The sequence below is a fragment of the Burkholderia sp. MS455 genome (genome assembly GCF_016899445.1).
GTDB lineage: Bacteria > Pseudomonadota > Gammaproteobacteria > Burkholderiales > Burkholderiaceae > Burkholderia > Burkholderia pyrrocinia_C.
Genome location: NZ_CP041780.1, coordinates 94,455 through 109,301, shown reverse-complemented (window position 1 = coordinate 109,301; position 14,847 = coordinate 94,455). Strand labels below are relative to the sequence as shown.

Here is a 14,847-nt window from a genome sequence, read left to right as displayed (position 1 = left end):
ATGCCCCCGGTCAGGCCTTGGCGACGCACGTCGACGTAATACCTGCACTTCACGTCCATTCCGCTCATCAGCTTTCTCCCCGCTGGCGATACGGCGTGCCCTGAACCCACCGGCTCTGCCAGTGCGCGTTATAGGCTTGCGCAATCGCTGGGCAATTCCACAACACCAGCACGTCCTCGCTGTTCTTGCGAGCGGCCGCAGCGCTGAAATTGAAACTCCCCGTCTGCACCGTTTCCGCGTCGACCGTGACGGTCTTGTCATGGTGGATTGCGAACGAGCCGATCGTCCGCACCGGAATGCCAGCGTGCAGCAGCATGCTCAGTGCGGCCGCACTGGCTCCGCGGGACGTCCCGGTTAGGTTTTGGCGAGCGTCCACGGCAACCGCAACGTCCACGCCACGTGCCTTTGCCTGTACCAGTGCGCGCGCGACGTCACGCGAGGTAAATGCGTATGCCGACACGCGAATCGTTCTCTTGGCGCTCGCGATCGTCTTCAACACCAGCGCGGCACCACTACCCTCGGGAGAGAATCCGACCTCCGGCACGCACGACCCGCCGGGCGCAGTAGTGCTCGAGGCGGCTGACTCGAACAAGCGAGAAACGTTGCTCGGAAGCTCGAGACTGAAGCCCAGCGCCGACTCCGGCATACCGCTGGACAACAGCGCGGCAGCCGCGCCGATCCAAATCGCGCTTTTCATGAGTGATCCTCGGCGCGTTCCGTCACCTGCATCGTCCGCAGTCGGGCCGCACCGCTGGACGCGCACACTGCGTCGAGCGATCGTTCGATGTCGAACAGGAACCGCTCGTCGAGCGGCCCATCGCGGAAATCCGCAACTGCGGGAATCACCGGGAACGCGACACAGACCCCAGCAGGTGATCTCTCCACGGTCGCGCGATCTATCAGGTAGAAGTAGCGACGCAAAAACAACCCGGGCAGCTCGCCCTTGAACAACAGCTCCTCCTGGATCGCGTCGAGGCGCGCCTTGCATTGTCGGAGCGCGTTGAACGTGATGCCCGGCGACCGACGCGCAAGCCGCCGTTGAACTGAAATCACCTCGGCCAACGCTTCTTCTTCCATCTGCCTCAGGCGAGAAATTTCGTTCTCCATCACGCATCTCCAGTTACAAGCGACGTCTGATCGCCACGACGCAGAAAGACTCGGCCGTTCGGCAGGCGGACCAAATGTCCGTTCTCCACCGGCAGTTCGCAGGAGATGTAGCCGAGCGGCACGACTTGCGCGGCGATCCTCACCCGGTCGATCCAGGCGTCGCGATACGGGTCCGAGTCCGCCGATGGCGCGTCGATGCGCCGCAACAAGTAAGCGATCGTCAAGGCCATCATCACGAGAGTGATGCCCGTGGCAGCAGTGCTCAACGTCCTGGCGGTGTCTGCTGGCTGCGTGGCGGCCAGCTGCAGCCATCGCGCGAACTCCGTTGACGAACACAGCACGGCAAACACGACCAGCCCGGACACGATGCCGAACCCGACGACGAGGAACTGAATCAGCTCAACCAAAATCGCCAATGACGCCGCGAGCGCTCCACCGACGCGTCCGATATGCCAGTCGCGCAACCGTTTGTCGTCTTGCAACAGACGCTCGATACGGCGGATGCTCTGTTCGCTGACGTAGCCGGCACGCACACCGTTCATGTAGACGGCCCACTCCGTTCCGTCTGTCACGTTGAAGGCGGCTCGCCACGCTTCGCGGGCGGCCTTTCGCACACGGCGCTGCTGCTGACCGGCCCACCATTTCAAAATGGCCTTTCTCATTGCGCACCTCCTGTTTAACGGGACATCTCACCTGGCTCGCTGAACGCCGCGAGTTCCCTCGCGTCCCCCTCTTGCGCGATCCACGTGCGCACCGCCTCGCGATGCGCTGCAATTACCTGCAGGTCGCGCCGCACGAGCGGTCGCCCAAGCGTCGCCACCTCCCGCCGGTATCGCTCGACCGACTCGGCATCGAGGGCGCCGCGCGCAAAGACCTCTTTCAGTGCCGGCAGATCGTCAGCCGTTACCGGTGACCAGTTGGTGTCGGCAGAAAACGGGCTGCTCCCGCCCCAAACCAGTACCGCCAGAACAGCCAGCACGCACATGACAGTCGCCCCAAGGAAACTGGGCCACGTCAGCCAGAAGAAAATGCCGAGTTCCACCGCAACGAACACGCCCCAGCCACCGAACCACCACATCAACGCCCGACGGCGGTCCGCATCGAGCTCGGCCTGCGTCGGAGGCGCACACAGCACCGGATGCAAGTTTCGCCGCTTGATTTTTTGTTCGCTCATGCCAGACCTCGCTGTAACTTCCACTTGCCAACCGGGTCGAAGTAGACCTCCTTCAGACACTTGTTCTCCATGAACAACACCACGTCGATCGTGCTCTTGACCTCGCGGAGGATGAATTCCCACGTCAACGTCTGGCCGACTGGACTTTGCTTCACGAGGGTCGCGATCCGGGCCAGCGCTGATATCGCGTCGTTCGCATGCACCGTCGTAATGCCGCCCTGGTGGCCGGTGTTGAGCAGGACGAGGTAGTCCCAAGTCTCATCGCCACGCAGCTCGGCCAGATACACGCGGTCGAACTTCATTCGCAGCGTCGCCTTGACGATCCGGCGCGCCGGCAACGATTCGCTGAAGAACAGGTGCACGTGATTCGGCTGATTCGGCAACGGCACTTCGTGCGTGTCCTCGATCGTCGCGACCCGCGTCGTGGCCGGCACCACATCGGCCAGTGCTTTCATCAAGGTCGTCTTTCCCGAACCAACGCCGCCAACTAGCACGACGTTCATCCGGTGAAGCATGGCGAGCGTCAAAAACTGCCCAACATCGCGCTGCGCGAGCGCATCGAGCATGTCAAGTTCGAACTGCTGCAGCGTGACCGCCGCCGGCGAAGCGAGTTGCCGTCGGGAGTCGATTACGTCGACGGAACTGCTCACGCTCAAATCGCCGAACGACGGTCCACGCGGGCTTGCCGACAGAGCCGCGGGGTCTTGGGCGCCAACGATTCGAAAGTCGTTCAGAAAATTGCCGCGCGTGAGCTCGCCGACCGACAAGCGTGTCGCACTCGGGATGCGAATCGTCATCGACACCGTATTCGGTTCGCAGGCGGGCGGAATCACGATCTGCCCGCGCTCGCCATTCGGTAACCTCACCGGCTTTTCCGGATCGTCGACCGACAGCGGCGGGGTCGACTTGTTGTAGATTGCGAGTGCGTTGGCAAGCTGGGTCAACGCGGTAAGAGACGCGCCCGGCAGCTCGTACCGCACCCAACCATCGCGCGTCTCGGTCCAACCTTCACCCGGCCGGTTAATCGCAATCTCGGTGTTTCCGGAAAGTGCACGCAGCTCCGCGATCCCGGTCGACTCCATCAGATTGCGGACCGTAACGCTGCTGTCGTACGGTTCAACGTTTGACAAGTTCATAGACGCTCCCAAAATCGACGTCGCGCGCGACAAAAATATTGATGGTCGATCCGTGCCGCGAAGTAGCGGTCGGCGGAATGTTGATGGTGTTCTTCAGCGTGTCCGCCGCGAGTTGCTGGCTTTGCGACGACGTATTCGAGAATTGGATGCGGTTGCCGTTGCCACTCTGGGCAAGATTGGCCAGCGCCTGGCCGGCGTCCCCGATCACCGACAGCATCAACGCCCCCCTGAACCTCAACCAGAAGTGCGTATCGACATCAGCATCGATACCGGTCGCGCCGAGAGCATTCGTCGCCGGCGAATCGAGATCGACCGTTACGCCCGACGGCGTATCGATGCGCGTCCACACCACAAAGATGCTCGCCTGTCCCTCCAGGACCGCTTTTCGTTGCTCGCCGGTCGCCTCGCTGCCGCGCTCGAGGAGCAGCGTCTTGCCGTCAGCGGAATACACGTCCTCCGAGACGTGGCAGGTTGCGATTCCCGGATGCGTCGACACAATGTCGGTGAACTGTCCGCACGGGATCATTGCGCCACGTTTGAGCAGCAAACTGAGGTTCGGCAGGAAGCTGGCCTTGACCGGCGTGAGGCGTGACGGTGCGAGGCTGTCGTCCAGCCCGTCACGCGCATATTGACGCGCCGGCGGGCTCGATCCCGCCGTTGCCTGCGACAGCGCCGCGAGCCCGTCGTCCGATTTGCCGAACTTCACGAGCACGTCTCCCTCCAGGCGCGGATCGCCTGGTGCAGGTACGGCGACTGGCCCGCCGGACACCGTACTGGCCGTCGTGGTGACGTGGCTCGTCGCCGTGCCGCCATTGCTGACATTCCCCGCTCCGCGTGCGCCCGACGGCTCGGGTAGGCTAGCGGCGGCGGCCGACGCCGCCTCCGCCGCGCTGGCCGCTTCCGCCGCTTCGACGTGATGCTTGTTGCCCTGGAAGTCCGGATCGGTGACGACCGCCTGGACTGGGGCGTCGCGCTTTGCCCGCTTATGCTCCAGATAGGCGTCGCCAAAGCGCTTCGCGAAAACCGCAACGCTGCCCGCGATCACGATCACGATAATTACGATCACGAGCACGATCCCGACACCGCGAACGCTCGTGTTTCGCTTACCTCGCTGCAGGCCAGGAATGCCGCGCGGATCCATTCCTGTCGGCGGAACCACGTCCGGGTCCGGCTTGCCGCGGCCGGTGGTGGCGGACGGCGTCGCGCCGCTCATATCGGCCATCGAATTCACGTCCGGGTCCACGCCTGAATCCTCATGCCTATCAACCATGATTGGCGTCCTTCGTGATACGGACCCAGCCGGGCACCGTCGTACCGGTCCGGTTGAACGCGCCGTCAGGCGAGTACGCATTGTTTCGAATGGCCATCACCGCCTTACCCAGACGCAGCACGAAGCCGGTTGCCATACTCTCGACGACGATCGTGTCGCCATCGACGTGCCGTTTGGGCGCGGCTTCGGTTCCGTCTACCTGAATTTCGTAAATCTCCGGCACCTTGCGCGACGTGTCGTACTGGAAATACGTAAAGCGACCGTCGTCCCACACCGACGTCGGCGCGATCGCGACGTCGCCTTTCATGTCGTAGTCGTCGTTGCGCCGCTCGGAAGTCTCCGCGCTCGCTTGCTCGATGGCCTGCGCTTTCGCGGCCTTGGCCTTCGCAGCCGACTCCGCTTTCGCACGCGTATCCGGATAGTCGAACGACAACGCCCAGGTCGCCGGCTCGTTGCGTGCGGCTTCGACGAACTGAAAGACGTAGCGCCGTCTGTCGGTCACGACCACCACATTCGTATTCGGCTTCTTCACGATCGGCTTGAACATGAACCAATTCGCCGCACCGCCGATCGACCAGCCCTTGGCTTCACCAGTGCCCAGGCCGCTCTTCGGGCCATCGACCACCTCACCGGCCTCGAACTGGATCACAATTGCTTCGCCGAGCCGGTACGGGATTCGGTAGGACGTGGTCGCGTCGTACTCCGCACATCGCATGTGTTCGTCGGAGCCGCACGCGCCCGGGGTCGTTTCGGACCACACCGGCGTGCTTGAGAACACGGTGGCCAGTGCAAATGCGACAGCCAGTGATCGGCGGCCGGGGCGAGGCACGGTATGGCCACCGCGTTTGATATGTCGGTTCATCATGCCCCCCCTCTTTTGCCGGGCAGCGATGGGATAGACGGCGTCGAGTCCGTGCGTGTCCAGTCTCGGTCGACGGTGTAGCTCGTGACGCGGAAGCCGGTGGGATCGCGCTCGAGCTCCTCGCCTGATTCCGGCAGGTTGTCGTGCCGGTACGAAATCGTCGCCACCCAATATTCGGTCTTCGGATCGTTCAGCGCGTTCTGCGGGTTCTGCACTGAGGCCAACGGAATCAACGTTCTCGAGAAGAACACTTGCGCGGTTGACCCGACAAACGTGATTGCGCCCACCTTCGCGACGATTCGGAACTGGTTTTTCAGAACCTTCTGCGGCGCGTCTGGGCGGTCGTAGAACGCGACGTAGATTTCCTTTTCCTTGTCCGCCGTCATCAGCTTGACCGTGTCGTACATGTCTTGAATGGTTTCCCAGTCATACCCTTCGCGCATCGTCACGTACCGGCGCAGATCTGCACGATCCTGAACCTGTCCGAATGGCATTTCGCCGTCGCGAATGACACCGATCACGCTCGTCGTTCCACTCGTGTCGTTGGTCCGGATCAATGCGGGCGGGTTAGGTCTTTTTAGTTGTACTAAGGCAGCACCGCCTAAAAAGCCGACCAATCCGAGCAGACCGCCCCCGATCGCTACACGAATTGCGAAACGGGTGAACTTCTCGCGTTCGGCCTGCTTCGACTGCTCGAAGTCGAGCGCGCGTTCGAGATACCAGCGCGCTTCGGCCGACAGGCGAGACTTTGCCTCCTTGGCCTCGTCTTCTGCTGTGCGCACGGGTGAAGCGGCGCCCGGATTTACCGGCTTCGCCGACGACGGCGTGCGCCCCCCGCCTCCCACGACTCGCGCGAGGCCTCGCGGAGCGGCACCGGCGCTGGCCGACGAACGTTTCGATCCAAACATCAACTTTCTCCTTGTACTGCCGGCACGCAGTTCACCGGCTCCCACGCACCCTTCGGCGACGGAAGCTCGTGCGAGGACGACGCGCAAGCTCCGAGCGTGCTGACCAGCACGACTGTAAGCAGGCGGACTATCCAATGGCGCATGATCGGCTCCGCTTCACTTGTCGGCGACGCGCGCATTTTCGTCGCCCCGGTATTGCAAATGCTGTGTCTTCGGGTAGTAGCTGATGGTGATGGCGCCAATACCCATGTTGATCTGCAGCATGCCGCTGACGAGCATCGCCGGGACGCGGCTCGACGCCGCAGCCGGGTCGCACTGATTCTTTGCGTCGAACCGGCAGCTGGTGACGATGAACCCATCATCGCCGCGTTCGATCACGAGATCGGCACCGAACCGTTGATCCGGATGCAACTGCTTCCAGCGACCCTGGAACTCCTCTCCCTTGCGTGGCTGACAACCGGCGACGAAGGCAACGGCGGCTATCGTCGCGGCGAGGGTAAAAGTGCGGACTCTCATCTGAATCTCCCGTTGTTTCATGCCCGAGCGCCGATAGATCCACCGGAGCGCCCTCCGCCGCCCGCTCCGCCCAACTTCTTAGCCGCGGACGCCAAGCCTCGTGCTACACCGCTCATGTTCCCAACCATCGACGAAATGCCAACGCCACCGGCCAATTGCGAGGCGAGCGACGGTAGGTTGAGCGACACGACGATGAACACGATTCCGCTCGCCCAGATCTTCGCGATCGTCACCCACGTCAGCATGTAGTCGCTCGCCGAGAAGCTCGTCGGCAGATGGCTCGTTGCATAGTTCACTTCGACTGCACCGGCTGCTGCGAATAGGGCGACCAGGATTCCGTAGTTCACACACTGTCCGACCCAAGCATCGAAGAACCGGCGCGTCGGCGGGAATAGTGCACAGGCAACGAACATCGGCCCCAACGCGAGAAGCAGACCCAATGCAAACTTCGCGAGAATGATGAACGCACAAGCGATTCCCAGAAAAATCGTTCCGACGAATAGCAGCGCAAACGAAAGCGAGATCAGCTCGATCCAGACCCCGACCTCGAAGATGCCGGGATTCATCTGCTTGAACCCGTTCTGTATCGCCGTCACGTAGAGATTCAGCAGGTTGTCTAGCGCCGACATGCCGGAATTCCCGTGCGTGATCGCCTTCGCGATATCGTCGCCAAAGCCATTGAAGAACGGCACGATGTACTGGCTGTAGTACTGGATGTTCATCCCGCACACGAGGACGACCAGCCAGCCGCACGCCTTCAACAGGAAATCGACGATCGGGAGCTCCTCGTGACCGCGCATGTACGAAACCATCACCAGAAGGACATAGATCCCAAAGCCCGCCGACACGAGCGGGGAGATCATCGAGATAATCTGCGACGAGCCGCTGTTAATGGTTTGCAGGATCGATTCGTCGAACCCCTGCTCCATCGTAGTGAAAACGTCGATTGCCATGATCGTCACCTGTTCAGGTTAGCCGTTGCTCACTCGTCGGCGGTCATCTTGTTCATGACGGCCTGATTCGCCTGGCGCGCAGCAAGCTTCTCTTCGACGGCCTGCAACTGCTGTACGAGATTCAGGCGCGTCTGTTCGGACTGGATCTGTGCGTTTTCGGCGGCGAACCGGTTCGCGAGATCTGCCTTTGCCGCCGGGTCCTGCGTCGTATCCGACTGCTGCATAAGCGACTGGATGTTCTGCAGGCGCTCGATCACCGCGTCGTACGCCTTCTGCGTGATCGCCTTGTTGGTCGCGAGCGTAGTGATGTAGCGCGACACGCCAGGCGCCATCGACGCGTTCACCGTCATGCCTTCCTGCCGCATGATCTCGTCGGCCACGCCCGAGATTCCGTTCAGCCGGCCCGCATTCGCGAGGTCGTAAATCGACTTCCAGTTGTCGGGCAGGTAGTTGCGCAGCGCCGGGTTGTTGAAAATCATCCCAAGTCCGCGATTGCCCTTGATCATGTTGATTTGATTCACGACCTGGTCGTACTGCATCTTCAGCTGCTTGACCGTAGCGATCGCCTGGGCGACGCTCGCAAGGTCAAACGTCGGAATCCCCGGCCCGGTCTGTGCCGACGCGATCGACGGCATAGCGCCGATCATTGCTGCAGTGATCACGGCAGCAACAACCCCTTTCTTGATATTCATCGTGCTCATGCTGGTTCTCCTCGCCGACACCCCATCGGCATGATCCGTTTCATTCCATCCGCTACATCAACGTCAGATCGAATTCCTGCAGTTGCCGTTCATCCCGCACCTTCCGTGACTGCTGTCTGCCCGTTGTCCGCTGACATCGGTTTCCGGTCGCGCTTGCCCTTCCGGCGTGCCTGGAACAACTCCATTCGCAGTTCCGGATCGCCGTCGGCTTCGAGGCCTGCCTCCTCCCAGATCGCGACGTTCTCGAGGTTCGCCGAGAGGACGGAGAGCTCGTCAGAAAAACCGCGCAGGTCGAGCGTCGCGAACGCCGACTGGTTGCCTTGCTTGATCAGGAACGTATGCGAGCCCTTCGTACAGATGCGTTTGAATTCGGTGAATTCGCGGTCGGTCATGAGCTCGCCGTAGCTTGCGCGCGTCGCGCTCGGGTTCGGCAGGAAGATCTTCGTCGCCGTGAGTTGCATGATGGCGCCGCAAATCGGGCTCTTCAGCACTTCGTCAGGCGTCTGCGACACGAGGATCACGAACTCGTCCGCGCGTCGGCCCACCCGCAGGCTGCGTTCGATCATCTTCTGCGTCGTCGGATACGACAGCGGCAACCAGAACTCTTCGATAATCGTGGCGAGCAACCCACCGCGCACCTGCATCAGGCTCTTCAGATACAGCAGGAACGCCAATACAGGTTCGGTTGGCGCGTAATCTTTCTTCAGGAAGTCCGTGACATCGAACCCGATACGATGGAACTGCGCCATGTCGATCTCGGTGTCCGACGCATTGTCGAGCGCCCAGGCGAAGCGCCCACCTTGCGATTCGCACCAAACCCCGAGACGCCGAGCCAGGCACCCCTCGCCAGTATCGGGAATGCTCTCAAGAAGCCGCGAGAAGCGCCGATCGCGCACGTTCGTGAGCGAATACACGGCGTCGACGGCCAGTTTGATCGCACGCGTATCTTCAACGCTCAAACGGCCGTATTCATCCCGGCCGCAGGATCCGACCAGGTCGTAAAGAAATTCGAGGTTGCGCGCAGTCTTTGGCAGCGCGAAGGGCGCCAAGCCGGTGCGTTCGCCCGCACGCAGCGGGAAGTAGACGCCTCCGAGCTCCTCCATGAAGATCTGCATGCTGCGATCCATGTCGAGCGCGAACATCTTCGTATTGAAGCGGTCCAGGAAGCCGACGAGCATTTCCTGAAGCGTTGTCTTGCCCTCGCCGGTATCGCCGATCGCAACTGTATGGCCGGCGATCTTCTCGCCCGTGTTGTTCTCGTCGTTCTTCGTAACGTGGAAGTTGAAGCTGTACAGCCCCTTCGCTTCGGTCTGCAGGGGTATCACGGCCGTGCCGTCGCCGATGGGATTGCCACGTGCCTTGCCGGTCGAGTAATTGTGGAGGCTGAACGTAGACGCGAGGTTGCGTGTCGATTTCGGCATCGGGCGCGGCTTGTCTTTCGCTCCCGGAATTTGGCTCATGAACGTGATCGGCGCGGAAAGGGTGGCCTTGATCCACCGCAGGCCGCATTCGTTCAGGGATTTGCTCGAAGCGAACGCGCCGTTGTCGATCGCTTTCTTGGCGGTATCTCCATACACCACGAGCGCAGCGTGGTATTCGCCGAACGCCAAATCCCGGCCAGCGATCAAGGCTTGCGCTTCTTCAAGCTCGTCGCGTTGATGCACCGCTTTGTCTTCCACCGAACTGAGCTTGTTGGCCTGGTCGGCGATTTTCGACAGCGCCTCGTAGTTCCCCATGCCGATGAACGATATCGTGAGCGTAAACTCGACCGGCAGGGTCAACATCGGGTTCAGATGGCCCCAGCCCATCCGCGGGAGATCCTTCAAGTCATAGCACATGGCATACCGTGTCTTGTGCGCGGCTCGAACCTCCAGCACGTCGTAGTGAAAATGGTGCATGGCCGAGGGGATAATCTCGCGACCGGTCGACGCGGTGACAGGAATCGGCTCATCGACACCGTTCAGCAGTTCTGCAAAGAACGCGAGAGGCTCGCTGAACATGACCCCGTGCCGCTCGACCACGCGCAGGAAGGCCGGATCGTAGATCGCCAACGCCTTGTCGATCGTCTCGGCCATCTCGTGCAGTTCCGGGATCAGCTCCCGCAGATCGTCACCCTTGAGGATGAACGTAATGTAGAACGCGTTCTCGAAGTAGTTGCCGTTTTGAAACCGCTTCAGATACTTGTCCGCCAGACGTTGCATGAAACGCGACGAAAACGCGTATTCGTCGTCGAAGGTCACCCGCCGGCGCGTGAATGTGCACCACATCCCAAGACGGTTACCCTTGTCCATGACGAGCGCTGCCAGAAAGCGGTTCAGCGCTTCGAAATGGGATTCGATTTCCACGGTCGGCACCGACTCGAATGGGATCCCCGCCAGGCGGACGACGATCGCAGCGCGATCATCCTCGTAGCTGGTGACGATCTCCGAGATCGGTCGCCCGATCTTGGGCATCAACTCCTCGATAGCCGGCTGATTCTTCATCACTTCACTCATCAGCACGTCACACCTCCCGAGCCCCGGACCTGACGGTTCAAATAGATCTCGCGCTTCATCACTGCACTTCCTCCGCTTCCAATGCCCGCCGCTCGGCTTCGAGCTCCGCTTTGAACCGCTCGACGAATCGCTCTTGAAGCTCGAGCGCGAGCGGTCGAGCCAACTGTTGGCGAATCTGACGATACGTACGGCCGTAACGCATTGGTACGAGCGTGTACGTCTTGCCGAACAGCGATACATGCTTACGACGGAGCACGCAGAGAAGCTCGAACCACGTAATTCGCAACGCCTGATCGTCGGTGGTGCATACATGCTTGAAATACAAGATGATCGGCACACCCGGCAGACCAAGGACGAATCCCCCGGGGCCCATGAAGGCGGCACCGATCAGAGAGGCGAACAGGCTTACGACGAACACGGCGAGGCCGGGCAGCAGCGGAATGCCCCACTGCATCGCGGTTCGGTTCAAACCTGCATAGGACGGGTACAGGGTCTTCTCGGTGCTCATCGCCAATCAGCTCCCGCCGGCCGAGAACAGATAGCCGGCCAGCACCACGGCCGCGCCGCAAACAAACACTTTGATGCACGAGGTCCCGAAATCTTTCACCCAGTTTCCGCCGCCTTCAAAACACTGGACGCCCGAGTAAATCAGGTAGCACGCCGCGACAATCGCTGCACACGAATACAACCAGACCTGCAAGGTCGAGAGACCTTGCGTGCCTGCATCCATGCCGCCCGCCTGGGCGACGACGGCGACGCCTGTCAAGGCAAGCGCCAGCAGCGTGTCCCGCACCCATCGCCGGTCGACCGGCGCAAAGAGTTTCTTCAAATAGTTCATTCCTGGTTCTCCTTGGTTGTTCCAAAATCCCCGAATACATCCCACCCCGACCGCTTCGCCGGTGTGTTCGCCGATGCGTCGCCCTTCGACACGCGTTTCACTCGTCGTATTGGCGACCCATCCGGCACCACCGCGATGGCGGGCACGGTGGCCGCAGGTCCATCCGCCGTCGCTGAGCCGCTCGTCGTGACTGGTGCAGCCGGCGGTTTCTCCGCCGCACCTTGTTGCGCCGGCGGTTGCGCCTGCGCGACGACACGCTGCACGTAACTCGTGCCATCAGCCTCGATCTTGAATCCGCGCCGCGTGTTGCCGCTGTAGTAACAGGACAGGGCATGGCGCAACGCCCGCTGCCCAGGGCCCGCTTCGATCGACGCACGTCGGTAACAGTCGGCGAGGATCTCGCTTCCCGCGCGCAGATTCGCGCACGGATCGAATGCAGCGCCGCCAGCCAGGCCGTATCGGGCAAAGTTCGCCCGGTTCACCTGCGCGAGACCGACGCTGTAGTTCCAGCCAGCTCGCTCGAGCGCCGCAGCGGTCGCTTCCGCTTCTGCCCTCGTGCGCGGTTGGCGCGCGAGGTGGCCGCCGACGACCCCGATCGCAAACGGGTTGGCAGCTGATTCGTTGCGCACGACGGCTGCGATCGTCACCGGGTGGACAGCCGGCGCGCACGTCGACGCGAGTACGGGAAGATCGATCGGCATCATGGTCAGTGCCTCCCGCCTGCGCCAAAGAACCCCTGATCCGAACGTTGCTGGTATTCCTTCAGGAACTCCGCGCCAGCCTTTGTTGGGTCATACGCTGGATACGGCGTCGGGCCCGTGTAGGTCTCGGTGATGGTGTGCGCGGTACCCGGAACGTTTCCGATCAGTCCGCCACCGTTCACACCCCACCACACACGCGTATGCAACTGTCCGTTGATCATTACGTTTATCGCACCGGACGCATGGCAGACAAGTTCACTCTGCTCGTGTCCGCCCCAGCCCACCAGATCCTTGCGGCAATATCCACCGCTGGCCCAAGTGTTCGCCGCCACGGATCCCTTTCCGTAACTCTCCAGCGTTCCCGGCTCAAATGCATCGATAAGGTCCGCAGGGAGGCTCGCGAGTGACGCAACGAGGTCGCAGGTCGGAAACGGGTTGCCGTGCCGCAGCGCGTCCCACAGTTTCTCTATCGGCGGGACGCACTCCTTCTCCGACTCGGGTCCGCGCGGGTCAGAAAGGCAAAGCAATACCTGACACCCCCATCCGTCAGCCAGGGCCATTCGTGCCGGAAAGAGCGTGACGAGCGCGGCTGCAGTGAGCACGGCCGCGTGTTTCAAGCAAGATTTCTTCATGTCCGCGCTCCCGCGGCCGATGCATCAGGCCATGCATGGAAACAACCTCTGGCCGACGCCGGCACCTGCATAAGCGGAACCACATGGGTGCGAGACGAGACCATGCGCCGGTACAGTTCTTCGAGCTGCTTGCGCTGATGTTCATGCAGGTCGTAGGCATAACCGGCAGTACGAACCTCCGGAGGACGCCGGCGCAGCCGATTGATCGCCGCCTCTACCTGAAGCAGCGTGATCGGAGTATCGGCCGATGCTTCTTTGGCACGAGCAGGAGTTCGTGCCTGATCGGATCGAATGGGCCGTGGCATCACACCGCTCCTTATTGCGCGCCGGTAGTGAAGGACCAGGACGTTGACATCGGCGTGCCGTCGCGGGCACCAGAAAACGTCACCGTGTACTTCGTATTGGCCTTCAGCTGCGCGAGCGGCAGCAGAAAGGCAACCCCAGGCGAAAGTCCGTTGTTCGGGTCAGCCGTAACAGACGCGGTCGACCCCGCCACCGCACCTTGCGGAACGAGAATGCGAGCGGACACGGCCGCGCCAGTGTTGTCGACAAGCTGGAAGTTCGAAACCGTAAGCGTGTTTCCGGCGGCCGCGTTCACGCGGACCATGATGGGCCGACCAGGCGCACCCAGATCTGGTGCCGGGTTCGGGACTTCGCCAAGCGTCAGCGCTGTCGCCACACCCGTCTCGTCGCTGTACGGCGCGTGAGCAATCAGGTTCGTCGCGAACTGCTGTCCACCGCTCGAAGGAATCGAGTTCGTTTGCGTCGGCACACTGAGATTCGGCGCGCCAGGAACACCCGTCGTCGTCCCCATGTCGAGGACGCAGAACGCCCACATTGCCGGCTGCTGCCCGGCCGACGGCGTCGTCACCTTCGTTGCAACACCCACACCCATACTTTCCGAGTTCGCGGTCACGCCCTGCAGGTGATAGACGCTGTTGAGCCAAGTATTGGCGCAATCTGCGCCTGTCGTTTGAACGACCGGCCCGTAGCCGCTGAAAGCGACTTCACCGACCCATTCCGTCGACGGTGCGCCGGCCGCTTGCGCCCGTTGAACCGGCGACGCTCCGGTATAGCCCGGAAGGGACGTGTTTTCGTCGTGGCCCAGAACCGAAATCGCGCGATTCGGAACGTTTTGCAGCCCATAGTTTGCATGCGCGATGGCTGCCTTATCCAGCACCGCGTCCTGTTTCATCAGGCCGACGCCCATCGCCTGACGATAGGAATTCAGCTGGCCGAAGATCGTCGCGCTGGCCGAATCGCTGCCATACGTCGGAGCAGGCACGCTGGTCTGCGGCGGTACCGATGTCGGGCCACCTGGTGCCGACGGCCCGGCCGGAGTTGTCGGTTGCGAGCCACCGCCGGTCGAGCCGCTACTACCACCGTCGCCGCCACCACCACCGCATGCGGACAATGCAAAAGCTGCAGCAACAGCGATCACGGCCAACTTGATGACGTTCGTTTCGGTATTCATAAAAGCCCCTCGATTGAGTTTTTTACTTAACGTTAAAGATCGTTTGCTGCATTCAACCCACTACAACCTCACTGCGATGA

Annotated in this window: 18 protein-coding genes; all 18 read right to left on the bottom strand. The window is 61.6% G+C overall.

Annotation, left to right across the window (positions count from 1 at the left end; genetic code table 11):
* Positions 1-67 precede the first annotated feature (67 nt).
* Entirely contained in the window at positions 68-697 is a 630-nt protein-coding gene (locus tag FPJ27_RS35870) for a phospholipase D family protein (RefSeq protein ID WP_204426402.1), read from the bottom strand.
* Positions 694-1,107, bottom strand: a complete 414-nt coding sequence (locus FPJ27_RS35865) for a hypothetical protein (RefSeq protein WP_204426401.1) — start codon at positions 1,105-1,107, stop codon at positions 694-696. Before FPJ27_RS35865 ends, FPJ27_RS35870 begins: the two co-directional genes overlap by 4 nt.
* Positions 1,107-1,769, bottom strand: a complete 663-nt coding sequence (locus tag FPJ27_RS35860; protein WP_204426400.1) for a hypothetical protein — start codon at positions 1,767-1,769, stop codon at positions 1,107-1,109. Before FPJ27_RS35860 ends, FPJ27_RS35865 begins: the two co-directional genes overlap by 1 nt.
* A 14-nt stretch (positions 1,770-1,783) precedes the next feature.
* Complete coding sequence (locus FPJ27_RS35855; RefSeq protein WP_204426399.1) at positions 1,784-2,281, bottom strand: hypothetical protein; 498 nt, start codon at positions 2,279-2,281, stop codon at positions 1,784-1,786.
* Entirely contained in the window at positions 2,278-3,417 is a 1,140-nt protein-coding gene (locus FPJ27_RS35850; RefSeq protein WP_204426398.1) for an ATPase, T2SS/T4P/T4SS family, read from the bottom strand. Before FPJ27_RS35850 ends, FPJ27_RS35855 begins: the two co-directional genes overlap by 4 nt.
* Positions 3,398-4,660 (bottom strand): type IV secretion system protein VirB10, encoded by a 1,263-nt coding sequence (virB10, locus tag FPJ27_RS35845; protein ID WP_239483404.1) that lies wholly within the window; start codon positions 4,658-4,660, stop codon positions 3,398-3,400. The genes FPJ27_RS35850 and virB10 overlap by 20 nt, the downstream gene beginning before the upstream one ends.
* Before the next feature lie 19 nt (positions 4,661-4,679).
* A complete protein-coding gene (locus FPJ27_RS35840) occupies positions 4,680-5,552 on the bottom strand; it encodes a TrbG/VirB9 family P-type conjugative transfer protein (protein ID WP_239483403.1) in 873 nt (290 codons plus the stop codon).
* Entirely contained in the window at positions 5,549-6,457 is a 909-nt protein-coding gene (locus FPJ27_RS35835) for a type IV secretion system protein (RefSeq protein WP_204426397.1), read from the bottom strand. Before FPJ27_RS35835 ends, FPJ27_RS35840 begins: the two co-directional genes overlap by 4 nt.
* A 156-nt stretch (positions 6,458-6,613) precedes the next feature.
* Complete coding sequence (locus FPJ27_RS35830; RefSeq protein WP_204426396.1) at positions 6,614-6,973, bottom strand: hypothetical protein; 360 nt, start codon at positions 6,971-6,973, stop codon at positions 6,614-6,616.
* A gap of 17 nt (positions 6,974-6,990) precedes the next feature.
* Positions 6,991-7,926 (bottom strand): type IV secretion system protein, encoded by a 936-nt coding sequence (locus tag FPJ27_RS35825; RefSeq protein ID WP_204426395.1) that lies wholly within the window; start codon positions 7,924-7,926, stop codon positions 6,991-6,993.
* A 29-nt stretch (positions 7,927-7,955) separates the two neighbouring features.
* Positions 7,956-8,627, bottom strand: coding sequence for a P-type DNA transfer protein VirB5 (gene virB5 / locus FPJ27_RS35820; RefSeq protein WP_239483402.1), 672 nt, complete (start codon positions 8,625-8,627; stop codon positions 7,956-7,958).
* A gap of 89 nt (positions 8,628-8,716) precedes the next feature.
* Positions 8,717-11,122 (bottom strand): transporter, encoded by a 2,406-nt coding sequence (locus FPJ27_RS35815; protein WP_204426494.1) that lies wholly within the window; start codon positions 11,120-11,122, stop codon positions 8,717-8,719.
* Between the two features lie 58 nt (positions 11,123-11,180).
* Positions 11,181-11,630: a VirB3 family type IV secretion system protein gene (locus FPJ27_RS35810; protein ID WP_204426493.1), complete on the bottom strand. Its 450-nt coding sequence runs from the start codon at positions 11,628-11,630 to the stop codon at positions 11,181-11,183.
* 6 nt (positions 11,631-11,636) lie between these two features.
* Positions 11,637-11,960 (bottom strand): hypothetical protein, encoded by a 324-nt coding sequence (locus tag FPJ27_RS35805; protein ID WP_204426492.1) that lies wholly within the window; start codon positions 11,958-11,960, stop codon positions 11,637-11,639.
* Entirely contained in the window at positions 11,957-12,664 is a 708-nt protein-coding gene (locus FPJ27_RS35800; RefSeq protein ID WP_204426491.1) for a lytic transglycosylase domain-containing protein, read from the bottom strand. Before FPJ27_RS35800 ends, FPJ27_RS35805 begins: the two co-directional genes overlap by 4 nt.
* A gap of 2 nt (positions 12,665-12,666) precedes the next feature.
* The gene (locus tag FPJ27_RS35795) at positions 12,667-13,293 is read right to left on the bottom strand and encodes a hypothetical protein (RefSeq protein ID WP_204426490.1); all 627 of its coding nucleotides are present in this window, start codon (positions 13,291-13,293) and stop codon (positions 12,667-12,669) included.
* Positions 13,290-13,598, bottom strand: coding sequence for a DUF3717 domain-containing protein (locus tag FPJ27_RS35790; protein WP_204426489.1), 309 nt, complete (start codon positions 13,596-13,598; stop codon positions 13,290-13,292). Before FPJ27_RS35790 ends, FPJ27_RS35795 begins: the two co-directional genes overlap by 4 nt.
* Positions 13,599-13,609: 11 nt before the next feature.
* A complete protein-coding gene (locus FPJ27_RS35785; protein WP_204426488.1) occupies positions 13,610-14,767 on the bottom strand; it encodes a CAP domain-containing protein in 1,158 nt (385 codons plus the stop codon).
* Positions 14,768-14,847 lie beyond the last annotated feature (80 nt).

Bases quoted from the DNA above. Each gene is read 5' to 3' on its own strand.
- FPJ27_RS35870 (WP_204426402.1), bottom strand. From the start codon at position 697: ATGAAAAGCGCGATTTGGATCGGCGCGGCTGCCGCGCTGTTGTCCAGC.
- FPJ27_RS35865 (WP_204426401.1), bottom strand. From the start codon at position 1,107: ATGGAGAACGAAATTTCTCGCCTGAGGCAGATGGAAGAAGAAGCGTTG.
- FPJ27_RS35860 (WP_204426400.1), bottom strand. From the start codon at position 1,769: ATGAGAAAGGCCATTTTGAAATGGTGGGCCGGTCAGCAGCAGCGCCGT.
- FPJ27_RS35855 (WP_204426399.1), bottom strand. From the start codon at position 2,281: ATGAGCGAACAAAAAATCAAGCGGCGAAACTTGCATCCGGTGCTGTGT.
- FPJ27_RS35850 (WP_204426398.1), bottom strand. From the start codon at position 3,417: ATGAACTTGTCAAACGTTGAACCGTACGACAGCAGCGTTACGGTCCGC.
- FPJ27_RS35840 (WP_239483403.1), bottom strand. From the start codon at position 5,552: ATGATGAACCGACATATCAAACGCGGTGGCCATACCGTGCCTCGCCCC.
- FPJ27_RS35835 (WP_204426397.1), bottom strand. From the start codon at position 6,457: ATGTTTGGATCGAAACGTTCGTCGGCCAGCGCCGGTGCCGCTCCGCGA.
- FPJ27_RS35830 (WP_204426396.1), bottom strand. From the start codon at position 6,973: ATGAGAGTCCGCACTTTTACCCTCGCCGCGACGATAGCCGCCGTTGCC.
- FPJ27_RS35825 (WP_204426395.1), bottom strand. From the start codon at position 7,926: ATGGCAATCGACGTTTTCACTACGATGGAGCAGGGGTTCGACGAATCG.
- virB5 (WP_239483402.1), bottom strand. From the start codon at position 8,627: ATGAGCACGATGAATATCAAGAAAGGGGTTGTTGCTGCCGTGATCACT.
- FPJ27_RS35815 (WP_204426494.1), bottom strand. From the start codon at position 11,122: ATGAGTGAAGTGATGAAGAATCAGCCGGCTATCGAGGAGTTGATGCCC.
- FPJ27_RS35810 (WP_204426493.1), bottom strand. From the start codon at position 11,630: ATGAGCACCGAGAAGACCCTGTACCCGTCCTATGCAGGTTTGAACCGA.
- FPJ27_RS35805 (WP_204426492.1), bottom strand. From the start codon at position 11,960: ATGAACTATTTGAAGAAACTCTTTGCGCCGGTCGACCGGCGATGGGTG.
- FPJ27_RS35800 (WP_204426491.1), bottom strand. From the start codon at position 12,664: ATGATGCCGATCGATCTTCCCGTACTCGCGTCGACGTGCGCGCCGGCT.
- FPJ27_RS35795 (WP_204426490.1), bottom strand. From the start codon at position 13,293: ATGAAGAAATCTTGCTTGAAACACGCGGCCGTGCTCACTGCAGCCGCG.
- FPJ27_RS35790 (WP_204426489.1), bottom strand. From the start codon at position 13,598: ATGCCACGGCCCATTCGATCCGATCAGGCACGAACTCCTGCTCGTGCC.
- FPJ27_RS35785 (WP_204426488.1), bottom strand. From the start codon at position 14,767: ATGAATACCGAAACGAACGTCATCAAGTTGGCCGTGATCGCTGTTGCT.